The organism is Streptomyces sp. NPDC001020 (assembly GCF_053599115.1).
Map to the genome: position 1 here is coordinate 89,645 of NZ_JBSFLQ010000017.1, position 13,315 is coordinate 102,959.

Annotated in this window: 14 protein-coding genes and 1 pseudogene; 1 reads left to right on the forward strand and 14 read right to left on the reverse strand. The window is 69.4% G+C overall.

Annotation, left to right across the window (positions count from 1 at the left end; translation table 11 throughout):
- Positions 1–95: 95 nt before the first annotated feature.
- The 3 genes from pyrH to rpsB all read right to left on the reverse strand — a co-directional run bounded on the left by pyrH (position 96) and on the right by rpsB (position 2,916).
- Positions 96–854 carry a UMP kinase gene (pyrH, locus tag ACWDEX_RS18155; protein WP_450464523.1) on the reverse strand — a complete coding sequence of 253 codons (759 nt, stop codon included), beginning with the start codon at positions 852–854 and terminating at the stop codon, positions 96–98.
- 180 nt (positions 855–1,034) lie between these two features.
- On the reverse strand, positions 1,035–1,871 hold the full coding sequence (gene tsf / locus ACWDEX_RS18160; protein WP_450464525.1) for a translation elongation factor Ts: 837 nt from the start codon (positions 1,869–1,871) through the stop codon (positions 1,035–1,037).
- A gap of 169 nt (positions 1,872–2,040) precedes the next feature.
- A complete protein-coding gene (rpsB, locus tag ACWDEX_RS18165; protein WP_450464527.1) occupies positions 2,041–2,916 on the reverse strand; it encodes a 30S ribosomal protein S2 in 876 nt (291 codons plus the stop codon).
- Positions 2,917–3,188: 272 nt separating this feature from the next.
- Here rpsB and ACWDEX_RS18170 point away from each other — a divergent pair, with 272 nt between their 5' ends.
- The gene (locus tag ACWDEX_RS18170; RefSeq protein ID WP_450464529.1) at positions 3,189–3,794 is read left to right on the forward strand and encodes a M23 family metallopeptidase; all 606 of its coding nucleotides are present in this window, start codon (positions 3,189–3,191) and stop codon (positions 3,792–3,794) included.
- 34 nt (positions 3,795–3,828) lie between these two features.
- Here ACWDEX_RS18170 and ACWDEX_RS18175 read toward each other — a convergent pair whose 3' ends face one another.
- The 11 genes and pseudogenes from ACWDEX_RS18175 to lepB (ACWDEX_RS18225) all read right to left on the reverse strand — a co-directional run bounded on the left by ACWDEX_RS18175 (position 3,829) and on the right by lepB (ACWDEX_RS18225) (position 13,256).
- Positions 3,829–4,386: a TetR/AcrR family transcriptional regulator gene (locus ACWDEX_RS18175; protein WP_450464614.1), complete on the reverse strand. Its 558-nt coding sequence runs from the start codon at positions 4,384–4,386 to the stop codon at positions 3,829–3,831.
- A 114-nt stretch (positions 4,387–4,500) separates the two neighbouring features.
- A complete protein-coding gene (gene whiG, locus ACWDEX_RS18180) occupies positions 4,501–5,343 on the reverse strand; it encodes an RNA polymerase sigma factor WhiG (RefSeq protein WP_450464530.1) in 843 nt (280 codons plus the stop codon).
- A 270-nt stretch (positions 5,344–5,613) separates the two neighbouring features.
- On the reverse strand, positions 5,614–6,774 hold the full coding sequence (gene dprA, locus ACWDEX_RS18185; RefSeq protein WP_450464531.1) for a DNA-processing protein DprA: 1,161 nt from the start codon (positions 6,772–6,774) through the stop codon (positions 5,614–5,616).
- A complete protein-coding gene (locus ACWDEX_RS18190; protein WP_450464533.1) occupies positions 6,771–8,384 on the reverse strand; it encodes a YifB family Mg chelatase-like AAA ATPase in 1,614 nt (537 codons plus the stop codon). The genes dprA and ACWDEX_RS18190 overlap by 4 nt, the downstream gene beginning before the upstream one ends.
- Positions 8,384–8,785, reverse strand: a complete 402-nt coding sequence (locus tag ACWDEX_RS18195; RefSeq protein ID WP_450464535.1) for a YraN family protein — start codon at positions 8,783–8,785, stop codon at positions 8,384–8,386. The genes ACWDEX_RS18190 and ACWDEX_RS18195 overlap by 1 nt, the downstream gene beginning before the upstream one ends.
- A gap of 135 nt (positions 8,786–8,920) precedes the next feature.
- On the reverse strand, positions 8,921–9,229 hold the full coding sequence (locus tag ACWDEX_RS18200; RefSeq protein WP_003965949.1) for a DUF2469 domain-containing protein: 309 nt from the start codon (positions 9,227–9,229) through the stop codon (positions 8,921–8,923).
- Between the two features lie 56 nt (positions 9,230–9,285).
- Entirely contained in the window at positions 9,286–9,762 is a 477-nt protein-coding gene (locus ACWDEX_RS18205) for an NUDIX hydrolase (RefSeq protein WP_450464615.1), read from the reverse strand.
- A 79-nt stretch (positions 9,763–9,841) separates the two neighbouring features.
- A complete protein-coding gene (gene lepB, locus ACWDEX_RS18210; RefSeq protein WP_450464537.1) occupies positions 9,842–10,585 on the reverse strand; it encodes a signal peptidase I in 744 nt (247 codons plus the stop codon).
- 80 nt (positions 10,586–10,665) lie between these two features.
- Positions 10,666–11,616 carry a signal peptidase I gene (lepB, locus tag ACWDEX_RS18215; protein ID WP_450464539.1) on the reverse strand — a complete coding sequence of 317 codons (951 nt, stop codon included), beginning with the start codon at positions 11,614–11,616 and terminating at the stop codon, positions 10,666–10,668.
- Positions 11,513–12,547: pseudogene (gene lepB, locus ACWDEX_RS18220) on the reverse strand (signal peptidase I); the annotation flags it as partial. The pseudogene lepB (ACWDEX_RS18220) and the gene lepB (ACWDEX_RS18215), both read right to left, overlap by 104 nt.
- Positions 12,540–13,256, reverse strand: a complete 717-nt coding sequence (gene lepB / locus ACWDEX_RS18225; RefSeq protein WP_450464541.1) for a signal peptidase I — start codon at positions 13,254–13,256, stop codon at positions 12,540–12,542. The gene lepB (ACWDEX_RS18225) and the pseudogene lepB (ACWDEX_RS18220), both read right to left, overlap by 8 nt.
- Between the last annotated feature and the right edge of the window lie 59 nt (positions 13,257–13,315).

Below are 13,315 nucleotides of genomic sequence, written 5' to 3' on the forward strand. Positions count from 1 at the left end.
CTTCCTGCACGGTTCCGGACCGGCAGGACATTGTCCATCCCCCCGGTCAGGCTCCGTCACCCGGACGGGGTCACCCGCAACGGGTCTGGCTCCGGTCAGTCCCGGCTGCCTTGGTCACCCACGAGTGTGCCGATCTTCTCACCCTTGACGGCCCGTGCGATATTGCCCTCCGCCAGGAGCTCGAATACCAGGATGGGCAGCCTGTTGTCCCGGCACAGCGTGATGGCGGTCATGTCGGCGACCTTGAGGTCGCGAGTGATGACCTCGCCGTAGCTGAGCGAGTCGAACTTGACGGCCTCGGGGTTGGTCTTCGGGTCGGAGTCGTAGACCCCGTCCACACCGTTCTTGCCCATGAGCAGCGCCTCGGCGTCGATCTCCAGGGCACGCTGGGCAGCGGTCGTGTCGGTGGAGAAGTACGGCATTCCCATACCGGCGCCGAAGATGACCACGCGGCCCTTCTCCAGGTGACGCACGGCGCGCAGCGGGATGTACGGCTCGGCGACCTGACCCATGGTGATGGCCGTCTGGACGCGCGAGTCGATGCCCTCCTTCTCCAGGAAGTCCTGGAGGGCCAGGCAGTTCATGACCGTACCGAGCATGCCCATGTAGTCGGAGCGGGCCCGGTCCATGCCGCGCTGCTGGAGTTCGGCGCCGCGGAAGAAGTTGCCGCCGCCGATGACGACGGCGATCTCGGATCCGTCGCGCACCACGGCCGCGATCTCACGGGCGATGGCGTGTACCACGTCCGGGTCGACACCGAGTCCGGTTCCTCCGGAGAAGGCCTCTCCGGACAGCTTCAGCAGAAACCGGCCGCGTACTTTGCCGTCGTCGCTCTTCTCGGCCTTGGTGGTCATGGAGATCTCCTCGTGGTGCACATACGAAGAAGGCCATTGCCGGTGGGTGATTCACATCCCATGCGCGGCAATGGCCTCCTCGTCAAATCTGCTGTCGTCCACCCCGCACGCGTGCGGGGCGGCGTACCTGGACGACTTCTGTCGACCCTACCGGGGTCGCACGTCGATCGCGGTACGGACTCAGATGCCGACCTTGATGCGCGCGAAGCGCTTCAGGGTGACACCCGCCTCGTCCAGAACCTTCTGGACGGACTTCTTGTTGTCGAGCGCGTACGGCTGGCCGAGCAGCGTGGCGTCCTTGAAGAAGCCGTTGAGACGACCCTCGACGATCTTCGGGAGGGCGGCCTCGGGCTTGCCCTCGGCGCGGGTGGTCTCCTCGGCGATGCGACGCTCGGACTCGACGACCTCGGCCGGGACGTCCTCCTTGGAGAGGTACTTCGGCGCGAAGGCGGCGATGTGCTGGGCGATGCCCTTGGCGACCTCGGCGTTCGGCTTGTCGAACTCGACGAGGACACCGATCTGCGGCGGCAGGTCGGGCATGGTGCGGTGCATGTAGACCGCCACGAAACCGCCGGCGAACTGCGCGAAGCGGTCCAGGACGATCTTCTCGCCCAGGTTGGCGTTGGCCTCGTCGACGAACGCCTGCACGGTCTTGCCGGCCTCGATCTCGGAGGCGAGCAGGGCCTCGAGGTCGGCCGGGGAGGTCTTGGCGACGTGCTCGGCGATGGCCGTGGCCACGGCCTGGAACTTCTCGCCCTTGGCGACGAAGTCGGTCTCGCACTTGAGCTCGACGATGACACCGGAGGAGTTGTCGTCGGCGATGACGGAGACCACGGCGCCGTTCTCGGCGGAGCGGCCCTCGCGCTTGGCGACGCCCTTCTGGCCCTTGATCCGGAGCGCCTCGACGGCCTTCTCGACGCTGCCCTCGGCCTCGTCCAGCGCCTTCTTGCAGTCCATCATGCCGGCGCCGGTGAGCTCACGGAGCTTCTTGACGTCAGCGGCGGTGTAGTTCGCCATGATCTGTGAATCTCTTCTCGGAGTTCGAAGTCTCGAAGTCGGCGGCCGCCGCCGCTTGGACGGGCGGCCGCCAAAGATCTACGGGCTACGAAGATCTCAGGGCTGCGGGTGAACGGCGGGGGACGCGGTCGGCGCCACCCGCCCTCACATCAGCCGAACGGCCCTGAGGTCAGGCCTGCTCGCCCTCGGCGGCCGGAGCCTCGGCAGCCGGAGCCTCAGCGGCAGGAGCCTCGGCAGCCGGGGCCTCAGCGGCCTTCTCGGCGTCAGCCTTCTTCTCGCCCTCGAGCAGGTCGCGCTCCCACTCGGCGAGCGGCTCGCCCGCGGCCTTCTCGCCCTTGCCCTCGGTGGCGACACCGGAACGGGCGATGAGGCCCTCGGCGACGGCATCCGCGATCACACGGGTGAGCAGGGTGACGGAGCGGATCGCGTCGTCGTTGCCCGGGATCTTGTAGTCGACCTCGTCGGGGTCACAGTTGGTGTCGAGGATCGCGACGACCGGGATGTTGAGCTTGCGGGCCTCGCCGACCGCGATGTGCTCCTTCTTGGTGTCCACGATCCAGACGGCGCTCGGCACCTTCTGCATCTCGCGGATACCACCGAGGGTCTTCTCCAGCTTGGCCTTCTCGCGGGAGAGGACCAGGAGCTCCTTCTTGGTCAGACCCGAGGCCGCGACGTCCTCGAAGTCGATCTGCTCGAGCTCCTTGAGGCGCTGCAGACGCTTGTAGACGGTCGAGAAGTTGGTGAGCATGCCGCCCAGCCAGCGCTGGTTGACGTACGGCATGCCGACGCGGGTGGCCTGCTCGGCGATGGCCTCCTGCGCCTGCTTCTTCGTGCCGACGAACATGACCGTGCCGCCGTGAGCGACGGTCTCCTTGACGAACTCGTAGGCGCGGTCGATGTACGACAGCGACTGGAGCAGGTCGATGATGTAGATGCCGTTGCGCTCGGTGAAGATGAAGCGCTTCATCTTCGGGTTCCAACGACGGGTCTGGTGACCGAAGTGGACGCCGCTCTCCAGCAGCTCCCGCATCGTGACGACGGCCATGGCCGTTCTCCTTGAGTTTTCTCGGTTGTGCCGCGAGCACCGGATGGCACTCACGCCTGACGCCCGCGATGCGCCGTGCCGCAAAGGACCGAGGAGCGCTGACACCTGCCTGTGATGGCCTGGTATCGGGGCGTGCGAAGTCGACCCGGTGGCCCGGATCGCCACAAGAAGTGTACGGGACCGACGGAGCGGTGGGTGACGCCACTGTCCACAACCCGGTGGTTGTCCACAGGTCTCGGCCATGATCGCCCGATCTGCGGGATGGTTCTCGCATGCGAGCGAAACGATGTGCCCGGACGTGGCCTGCCGTGCTGCTGCTTGTGGCGGTGAGCATGCTGAGCACCGTGGCGTGGGCCGGCGCGCCGGCCCACTGGAGGCCGGCCGCGACGCCCGCGCCGGTGCCCGATCTGTCGGGGCCGGCGCTCGCCCGGAACTGGCCGGTGGGCGCTCACCCCACGGTCGTACGGGATTGGGAACCTCCGGCGACTCCGTACGGCGCAGGCCACCGCGGCGTGGATCTGGCGGCGGCTGCGGGCGATCCGGTTCGTGCGGTCGCCGCCGGCCGAGTGATCTTCGCGGGGAGGGTTGCGGGTCGGGGCGTGGTCTCCGTCGGCCTGACGGGCACGGGCGACCCGCCGCTGCGGACGACGTACGAGCCCGTACACGCGTCCGTACGCAAGGGCGACGAGGTGGATCCGGGCGAGGTACTGGGCGTACTGGAACCTCATGCCGCCCATTGCGCCGCATCGTGCCTGCACTGGGGTCTACTCAGGGGGGAGGAATACCTGAACCCGTTGTCCCTGCTGCCGCCGTGGCTGCTGCACGGGGCTCCGTCCCGCCTGCTGCCGGTGGACCGGGTGCCGTTGCCGCGGACCTGACCCCGGGGGCCACACGCCATGCCCGACGCGGCGCTCAGCCCCAAACGCCCCGCAGGACCATCGTGACCGCCGCCTCGGTGATGACGGCCGGATCCTCCGCGGCACCCAGTTCGATGCGCCGCACCGCCGCGTCGACCACGCCTTGGAGCAGCATCGCCGCCAGCCGGGGCTCTCGGTGTCCCATCTCGCCGAGCGCCTGGACGATCATCGCGACGAGCCCGCCGTGCGCTGCCCGGATCTTCTCGCGCGCCCCGGCGTCCAGCTCGCTCGCGGAGATGGCGACCACGGCCCGGTGCCGCCGGTCACCCACGAGCGCCAGCTGACGGCGCACATAGGCCTCGACTTTCGCTTCCGGGCCGTCCGCCGAGGCCATCGCCACCTCGACCTCGGCCGCCCAGACGGGAAAGTCCACCGCGCACAGCTCCTCGACGACGGCCGCGCGGGACCGGAAGTACTCATAGACGGAGGAACGCGCCAGGCCCGTACGCTCGGCGAGGGCGGGGAACGTCAACGCCTCCGTACCGCCCTCGGACAGGAGGGACCGTGCCGCGTCCAGCAGGGCGGCTCGCTGCATCGACCGGTGCTCGGCCACGGAGGCCGCTCGAATCCTAGGCACGTCCAACACTTTACGGACCGACCGCGGCGGGAGCCACCCGCGCCCGTACACCGCTCCGGAGCACTGCCGGCCGGGCACACCCGTGTCGCGTCAACGCCCGAAGCCGGCCAGCTTCGCCCGTAGCTGCAGGACGGACTTGGTGTGGATCTGGCTGACCCGGCTCTCGGTCACTCCCAGCACGTTGCCGATCTCGGCGAGCGTGAGGCCCTCGTAGTAGTACAGCGTGACCACGGTCTTCTCCCGCTCAGGCAGCGTGTTGATCGCTCGCGCCAGGAACCGACGCAACTCCCGGTCCTCGGCGACCTCCACGGGATTGTCCGCGGCGGTGTCCTCCAGGGTGTCCATGAGGCTCAGCCGATTGCCGCCCTCGCCCCCCACATGCAGCAACTCTTCCAGTGCCACCACGTTCGCGAGCGACAGTTGACTGAAGACGGCATGGAGCTCGTCCACGCCGATCCCCATCTCCGCCGCCACTTCCGCCTCCGACGGTGTCCGCCGCAGCCTCGCCTCCAGGGTCGCGTACGCCCGCTCCACACTGCGCGCCTTCTGCCGCACCGACCGCGGGATCCAGTCCAGCGCCCGCAGCTCGTCGATCATCGCGCCGCGGATCCGCGTGATCGCGTACGTCTCGAACTTGATCTCCCGGTCGACGTCGAACTTCTCGATCGCGTCGATCAGCCCGAACACCCCCGAGGAGACGAAGTCCGCCTGCTCCACATTGGCCGGCAGCCCCACGCTCACCCGCCCGGCCACGTACTTCACCAACGGCGAGTAGTGCAGGATCAGCTGCTCCCGCAGCCGCTCGTCCCCCGTCTCCTTGTACGACCGCCACAGCTCGTCAAGCGTCGAGGGAGCGGGCGGGCGCACGCTGCCGCCGTCGCGGGCGGCTGGGGGAATCGCCGCCCGGTCTGACCCGGAGGTGTGCTGAGGCATTCGTCGCCTTGTGCCGTTCTGCTGTGAACTGGGGGTAACTGGGTGAGCTGTCGGTCTGATGTGGAGATGCCTGTCTGAAACGGGACCTCGTGAGCGTAGCGTGACTGTGGTGTCGCAGTGTGCGAAGGGCGAGGTATCACCCCTGCGCGAACGAGCGCGACGGGGCTTACGCCAGGTCCGCGGGGATAGCCCTGTGTGATGGCCTGGAGTGGTCAACTACGGGAATTTCCAAGGCTGTCGAGGATCGCCCGGACGGCTGATCACACTCCGTCAACACTGACCGTCATCCGGTCGGACGGGGATCATCGCCTGGCGTGTCAACTTCCAGCCATCGCCGTGTCGTTCGACGAATCCAAGTGATCGGAGTTCGTACAGTCTCCCGACCGCGTCGTCGGCCGTTGTGCCCGCCGAACGGGCGATCTCGTCCGCCGCTGCGGTGTCACCGGCCGGCAGCGCCGCGAGCACCTGGGCGGCGGCGGGGTCGAGCAGATCGCGCGGGAGGACGGGCCCGCGCCGGTCCGGAGCCAGCTCGCCCATTTCTCCGACCAGTTCAACGACGTCTGCGGCGTCGGAGACCAGCACGGCCTCCCCGCGCAGCAGTTCGTGCACGCCGGCCGAGAGTGCGCTGGTGACCGGTCCGGGCACACCCATCGTGTACCGGCCCAGCCGCTGTGCCGCGCGTGCCGTGACCAGCGCGCCACTGCGGTAGGCCGCTTCGACGACCACGGTGCCTCGGGTCAGGGCCGCGATCACGCGGTTTCTGAGGAGGAACCGGCGCGGCGTCGGGTGGTCGCCCGGCGGTAACTCCCCGATGACGAGCCCCTGGTGCGCGATCCTGCTGATCAACTCGGTGTGTCCGCGTGGATAGGGCTGGTCAACGCCGCAGGCCAGCACGGCGATGGTGGCGCCGCCGGCGGCGAGGGTGCCCCGGTGGGCGGCACCGTCCACGCCATACGCTCCGCCGGAGACCACTACCCAGCCGCGCTCCGCGAGCCCCGCGCCGAGGTCGGCCGCCGTGTGTGCCCCGTACTCGGTACAGGCCCGCGCGCCCACCACCGCGACGGACCTCAGGGCCCACGTCCGCAGACTGGGCCGCCCTCGCACCCAGAGTCCTACGGGTCGGCCGTCTCCGAGGTCGTCGAGTTGCGTCGGCCACTCGGTCGTGCCGGGGCACACGAAGCGCACCCCCGCCTCCCCGGCCACGGCCCGGTCCCGTTCCGGCTCGGCTCGCACGGCACGCGCCCGCAGCCCTGCCCACCGCTTGTCCGTCATCCCCGGCAGCCGCCTCCCACCCTCGCGCAGTCGCCGGGCCACCTCCTCGGCGCCGCGTTCACGCAGCCAGCGGCCCACCACCTCGTCCCCGGGCTCGGTGACCCCGGTGAGGAACATCCGGGCGAGGCGCTCGCCGTCCGGGACGGCCGTCCCGCTCATGACAGCGCCCCGATGGCCATCGGCACGCCCCGCGGGACCCCGGTGCGCAGTTGGAGCGCGAGCGCGACATCCGACGTTCCCGGCCGGTCATGACCCAGGAGGTCTGCCACGGTCCAGGCCACACGCAGCACCCGGTCCAGCCCCCGGGCCGTCAGCATGCCCCGCTCAAGGCTGCGTTCGGCCTCGTCCATGGCACCGCTCGCGACACACCAGCGGTTGCGCAGCTCCCGTCCCGGCACTTCGCTGTTGGTCCGCCACGGGGTGCCCGCAAGGCGCGCCGCCGCCCTCAGTCTGGCCTCGCGCACCCGGTCGGCGACCGTCGCGGTGGACTCGCCCCGAGCGCCGCGCCCGGTGAGTTCGGCGCGGCTGACGGAGTCCACCTCGACACGCAGATCCACCCGGTCAAGCAGCGGACCGGAGAGCCGGGCCTGATAGCGACGGATCGCCGAGGGCGGGCATTCGCAATGAGTGTCGCGCTGCGAGAAGCGGCCGCAGGGACAGGGGTTGGCCGCCAGCACCATCAGGAATCTCGCCGGGAACCGCACGACACCCGCACTGCGCGCGATCACGACGTGCCCCGACTCGAGGGGCTGCCGCAGCGCGTCGAGGGCCTGGCTGTTGAACTCGGGCGTCTCGTCGAGGAAGAGGACCCCCCAGTGGGAGAGCGACACGGCACCGGGCCGGGCGATACCGGGGCCGCCGCCGACGAGTGCCTGCATGGTGGCCGAGTGGTGTGGGGCGCAGTACGGGGCCACATCGATGAGCGGTTTGCCCGGAGGAAGCAGGCCCGCCACCGAGTGCACCGCGGTGACCTCCAACGACTCCTCTCGGCCGAGCCGGGGCAGGATCGTCGGCAGCCGCTCCGCGAGCATCGTCTTCCCGGCGCCGGGCGGCCCTTCCAGGAACAGGTGGTGTCCGCCCGCCGCGGCCACTTCCACCGCCGTGCGCGCCGCGGTCTGGCCCACGACGTCTGCCAGGTCATGGCCATGATCGTGCTGCGGGGCGCCCATGCCGTGCATCCCCGCGCCCGGCACGTGCAGACCGGCGAGGAGCGGGCCCGAGGGGCCCTGGTCACCAGGCTCCTCCTCGGGCACGGGCTCGTCCGCGAGGACGGCGATCAACTGGCGCAGAGTGCGCACGCCGAGCACGGACACGCCGGGTACCAGCGACGCTTCGGCGGCGGCGCACTCCGGCACGACCACCTGCTCGTAACCCGCGCCCGCCGCAGCCAGTACCGCCGGCAGGATGCCCCGAACGGGCCGGACCCTTCCGTCCAGGCCCAGCTCGCCGATCATCACGATGTCGGCGAGCACCCGTGGGTCGATGCGCTCCGCGGCGCCGAGCACGGCACAGGCGACGGCGAGGTCGAATCCGCTGCCGGCCTTCGGCACGGAGGCGGGGCTGAGCCCGACGGTGAGTTTCTTCTGCGGCCACTCACCACCCGAGTTCACCACCGCGGCCCGCACCCGGTCCCGGCTCTCCGTCAGGCTCTTGTCGGGCAGCCCGACCAGCGTGAAGGCAGCCACGCCCGGTTCGAGGTCGGCCTGGACCTCGACCACCACGCCCTCGACGCCGACCAGTGCCACGGAACACGTACGCGCGAAGCCCATCACGCCACCCCCCGCGCGTGCTCGACCACCGGGGCACCACGGTCGGGCAGGACCACGCCGACCACGTCGACGCGGACTCCGCCCGGTGGTGCCCCGCCGTGCGCCTGGATCCAGCGCTCGGCGAGAGTGCGCAGCCGCTCGGCCTTCACCGGCGTCACTGCGGCCATCGGATGCTCGAAAAAACCGCGTCTGCGGGTCTTGACCTCACAGACGACCAGGACGTCGCCGTCCCTGGCCACGATGTCGATCTCGCCGCTCCTGCCGCAGCGCCAGTTGCGCTCCAGGACCGTCATCCCGGCCCCGGACAGCCGCCGAGCGGCCAGCTCCTCGCCGTACCTGCCGAGTGCGCTGCGGGCCAGATGTGTGTTCATGTCGGCACCACCTCCGGCGCCAACGGTCACGCATCCGGCTCCAAGAAGTGGATCTCGGTGGACGACTCAGCGATTGTGGACAACTCCGTCACCCACACGGGTGAGGGTGTCTCCGTCCGCACGGGGGCACCCTCGCCTGTCACACACGAGCGACAGCCTCGCCCGTCACCCGCCCGGCAACTCCAGATCGCTCTTGTTCAACTCCTCGATATTCACATCCTTGAATGTGAGCACCCGTACCTGCTTCACGAAACGAGCAGGCCGGTACATGTCCCAAACCCAGGCGTCCGCCATGGACACCTCGAAGAACACCTCGCCCTGAACCGAGTGCACCTGCATCTCGTAGTCGTTGGTGAGGTAGAAGCGCCGCTCGGTCTCGATCACGTATTTGAACAGACCGACGACATCGCGGTACTCCCGGTAGAGCTTCAGCTCCATCTCGGTCTCGTACTTCTCGAGGTCCTCGGCGCTCATGGCATGTTCCCCTTCAGCCGTGCGATCCCACCATTGTGCGCCAGTCCCGCGAGCCCCTAGACGATTTCGGTGTCGAGGACCGCTGGCCTGGCCGGGGGGCCTTCGTCAAGCAGCGTGCGCAGCAGCTCGGCGAGTCTCGTCGGATACACCGTCTCATGCGCCTCGGCCAGTTCCCGGCACGTCCACCACCGTGCTCCCGCGACGCTGCGTTTTTCCAGGTCGGTCAGGCTCCGCGCGGCCGTGGCCGTCTGGGTCGTACGGGCCAGGTAGTACCACTCGTCCTGGTCCCAACGGCGGCCCGCGAACGGAAAGGAGCACCTGCGCTGCCACAGCACCGGCCCCAGTTCGACGTCCGTGATGCCGGTCTCCTCGGCCAGCTCGCGCAGCGCCGCCTGCTCACGCGTCTCGTCGCCCTCCAGGCCTCCTCCAGGAGTGAACCACCAGTCGTCCGTCTGGTCGTCCGGCTCGTGGCCGTGCAGCAGCAGGATGCGGTCCTGCGGGTCGAGCAGCACCACCCGCGCCACCCTGCGCAGCCCGCCTTCGTACGTGTCCGGCGCTCCGCCCTGGCCCTCGGGGGCCCGGTACGGCTCGTACGGGGCCGCGGGCGACGCCTCAGCGGACACCGGCCGGCTCCGTCCTCGCGGTGCGGCGCTTCCTGCCCGCGCGCTTGGCGATCGGGCCGTACGCCGCGCCGCCCATCACGAGCACCGCGCCGGCCATGATCGCACCAAGGACCAGCCGCAGGGGACCGGGCGACGAGATCGGGCCGAGCGTCTCGAAGCCCGTCGGGCGGTCCAGCAGGCCGTTCATCGGCCACACCACGGCGTCCACACGGGCGTCCACCGCGCTGCGCGCCACGGTGCCGCTGAAGGCCTCGGTGAGGTGAGCCGTGGAGTCGAGGGAGCCGACGCGCTCGTCGCCGAGCAGAAACAGCCTGCCCCGGGGGACCGTGACCGTGGGGATCTTCTTCCATTCCGCGTCGTGGCTGTCGGCCAGGTACGACTCCTGGATCCGCTTGCCGTTGACGGTCAGCCTGCCTTCGGTGCAGCAGGCGACCGTGTCGCCCCCGACCGCCACGACCCGCTTGACCATGGGCATGTCGCCCCAGCTCTTCTGCTTGAAGACGACGACGTCACCGCGCTGGATGTCGCCGCCGTCGACACGCTGGGCGAGGACCCGGTCACCGGCGACGATGGTGGGCGACATGGAGTCGGTCGGCACGGTGTACGGCTTGTAGACGATCGCGCCCCAGACGAACCCGCCGAGGAAGACCACACAGCCGAGGGCCACGGCCAGTCCCGACAGTGTGCTGCCGAGCCGTCCGCGGCCCTCTTCCGTATGACTGTTCCTGCTCATGCCAGTGCTCCCCCAGGTCGGAGAATCGATCCCGTGGCCCGGCAGCGGGCCACGGAAGATCGGCGATCTGGGACGGCACCCTACCCGGCGGTACCGCGACCAGAAACCCTCGGGTTTCCGGCGGTAAGGCGCGCGTTGAGACGGCGCCTACGCCACAGCACCAGCGGCACCGCGCCCGTCAGGCCGAGCGCCCCGGGAGCCATCGTGCCGAGGCCCTGGTCGAAGGTGTCCGGGATCGGCAACGTGTTCCAGCGGGTGGGCGGCCAGGCGATCACGATGGCGCGGCCCACGACGTTGTCCACGGGCACGAAGCCCTGGTCCTTGCCCTGCTGGTGGTAGCGGGAGTCCAGCGAGTTCTGCCGGTGGTCGCCCATGACCCAGATTTTGCCGGGAGGCACCGTGACCTTGAACTGACCGCCCTGGTCGTCGACGGTGCACGGGGTGTTGCCCGGGTACACATACGGCTCGTTCAGCGCGTGTCCGTTCACCTTCAGCGGGCCCGTGCCATTGCACTCGATGGTGTCGCCCGCGACGCCGACGACCCGCTTGATCAGGTCCTTTTCCTCGGCGGACGGCATCAGGCCGATCCAGCTCAGGGCCTTCTGGAGGGCGTTCGGGTTGGCAGTGGGCTCGTCCCTCAGCCAGTTGTCCGGGTCGTGGAAGACGACGACCTCGCCGCGCGAGGGCTCGGAGCCGAACCACGGCGTCAGCTTGTCGACGAGGACGCGGTCACCTTTCTGGAGGGTGTTCTGCATCGAGTCCGAGGGAATCGAGAACGCCTGCACCAGGAACGTCTTGATCAGCAGCGCGAGCACCAGCGCGATGCCGATGAGGAGCGGAAGTTCCTTCCAGAAGGAGCGCTGCTTCTTCGGCGGGTGCTCCTGCTCGCCGCTCCCCTGCGTATCGCCGTCCGAGGGGCCACTCCCGGAGCCGGTGTGGCCTTCGGTCGGGGAAGCCGTCCTGTCGGGACGCTCCGGCTCCTCCTCGGGGCCGTCGTGTCCGGACCGTGCGCCGACCGCCAAATCCCCCACATCCACTCCTCACTCCGTGCCGCCGCCGGCGCCCTAGTCGACGCAGGCCCACCACTCCCATAACGAGCGGGAGTTCCGCAGGGCTCGGGAGGGGGATCAATCCATATCGATCCGCGGAGGCCACCCTATGCGACGGTCCGACTGCGGTGGTCGACCCGCTCGGTACCGATGCATACGTGTCCGGCTCTTTCAAGCGTGCCCAGTGCCCGACGGGCCAGGCGATGACCATGGCGCGGCCGACGACTGACTTCTCCGAGACAGTACCGTCGAACGCCTCGGTGCGGTGATAGCGGGAGTCGGCCGAGTCGTCGCGGTGGTCGCCCATGACCCATAGACGGCCCGGCGGAACGGTCACCGTGAACGAGAAGTCGGAAGGTTTGTTCCCCGGGTGAATGTACGGCTCGTTCAGCGGCATGCCGTTGACAGTGACGCGTCCTTGCGTATCACAGCACTTGACGGTGTCGCCGCCGATCGCCACGACCCGCTTGATGAGATCGCGGTCGTCGTCAGACGGCAGCAGGCCGATCCAAGTGAGCCCTTCCTTGATCTGCTTGACGACGACGGGGTCGTCCTTCTTGGACGTCTCCTCGCCCGTGAGCCAGTGACCGGGGTCCCGGAAGACAACGACGTCGCCGCGCTGCGGCTTGGAGCCGAACCAGGGGGTCAGCTTGTCGACGAGGACGCGGTCGCCGATCTGGATCGTGTTCTCCATGGAGCCCGACGGGATCACGAAGGCCTGCACCAGGAAGGTCTTCAGGACCAGGGCTATGAGAACGGCGACGCCGGCCAGGAGGGGTATCTCCTTGGCCGCGGAACGCCTCCTCCTGCGCTTGACCTTTCGCTGGAGCTTGCGTCGCTCGGCCCGGCCGCGCCCGGTGGAAGCGCCGTTCGCGCTGCGTTGCGCTCCGCTCGGTTTGCCGCGGTTACCCATGGGTGCCGTCCGCGGCGGGCACGCGCGCGTAGGCACCCGGACGGGTGAGGTGCTGCCAGCGTGCGGAGGGCCAGGCGATCCAGTCGGCCCTGCCGATCACCGCTCCGACGGGGATCATGCCGCCACCCGGCGAGCCCAGGTGGTCGCGGGAGTCACTGGAGTGGCCTCGGTGGTCGCCGAGCACGAAGAGTGTGCCGTCGGGCACGACGACGTCGAAGGTGACATCGGACGGGTTGTCCCCGGGGTAGAGGAACGACGACTCGTCGACCGACCGGCCGTTCACCTCGAGCCTCCCCTTCGCGTCGCAGCAGACCACATGATCTCCGCCCACACCGACCACTCGCTTGACGTAGTCGGCGTCCCCGAAATACCCGGCGCCGTCGAAGACGACGACGTCTCCCCGCTGCGGCTCCGATCCGAAACGGTACGCCAACTTGTTGACGAGCACGCGGTCCCCGACCCTCAGTCCGCGTTCCATCGAACGGCTGGGGATGTCGAACGGCTGTATCGCGAACGTGCCGAGCAGGAGAAGGAACAGCAGACAGGCCAGCGTGGTCAGGGTGATCCGCCCGCCGGGCAGCCAGTCGGCGATCCGGGAGACCAACGCGAAGCGCGACCGTTCCTCCGGACCCGCGGTGTCCGAGGTTTCCTCGGAATCGACGGGGTCGGAGGAGCGGTCGCGCTCCGTGTGCTGTGCTTCGGTGTCCATCGGGGCCAGATGGTATCCGGCCTCGATGTGACCACCTTGTGCCGGCCGGTTCGACCGGA

Excerpts from the sequence above, each read along its gene's own strand:
- dprA (WP_450464531.1), bottom strand. The coding sequence starts at position 6,774 with ATGAGCGGGACGGCCGTCCCGGACGGCGAGCGCCTCGCCCGGATGTTC.
- ACWDEX_RS18190 (WP_450464533.1), bottom strand. The coding sequence starts at position 8,384 with ATGGGCTTCGCGCGTACGTGTTCCGTGGCACTGGTCGGCGTCGAGGGC.
- pyrH (WP_450464523.1), bottom strand. The coding sequence starts at position 854 with ATGACCACCAAGGCCGAGAAGAGCGACGACGGCAAAGTACGCGGCCGG.
- ACWDEX_RS18170 (WP_450464529.1), top strand. The coding sequence starts at position 3,189 with ATGCGAGCGAAACGATGTGCCCGGACGTGGCCTGCCGTGCTGCTGCTT.
- lepB (WP_450464541.1), bottom strand. The coding sequence starts at position 13,256 with ATGGACACCGAAGCACAGCACACGGAGCGCGACCGCTCCTCCGACCCC.
- whiG (WP_450464530.1), bottom strand. The coding sequence starts at position 5,343 with ATGCCTCAGCACACCTCCGGGTCAGACCGGGCGGCGATTCCCCCAGCC.
- tsf (WP_450464525.1), bottom strand. The coding sequence starts at position 1,871 with ATGGCGAACTACACCGCCGCTGACGTCAAGAAGCTCCGTGAGCTCACC.
- rpsB (WP_450464527.1), bottom strand. The coding sequence starts at position 2,916 with ATGGCCGTCGTCACGATGCGGGAGCTGCTGGAGAGCGGCGTCCACTTC.
- ACWDEX_RS18200 (WP_003965949.1), bottom strand. The coding sequence starts at position 9,229 with ATGAGCGCCGAGGACCTCGAGAAGTACGAGACCGAGATGGAGCTGAAG.
- lepB (WP_450464537.1), bottom strand. The coding sequence starts at position 10,585 with ATGAGCAGGAACAGTCATACGGAAGAGGGCCGCGGACGGCTCGGCAGC.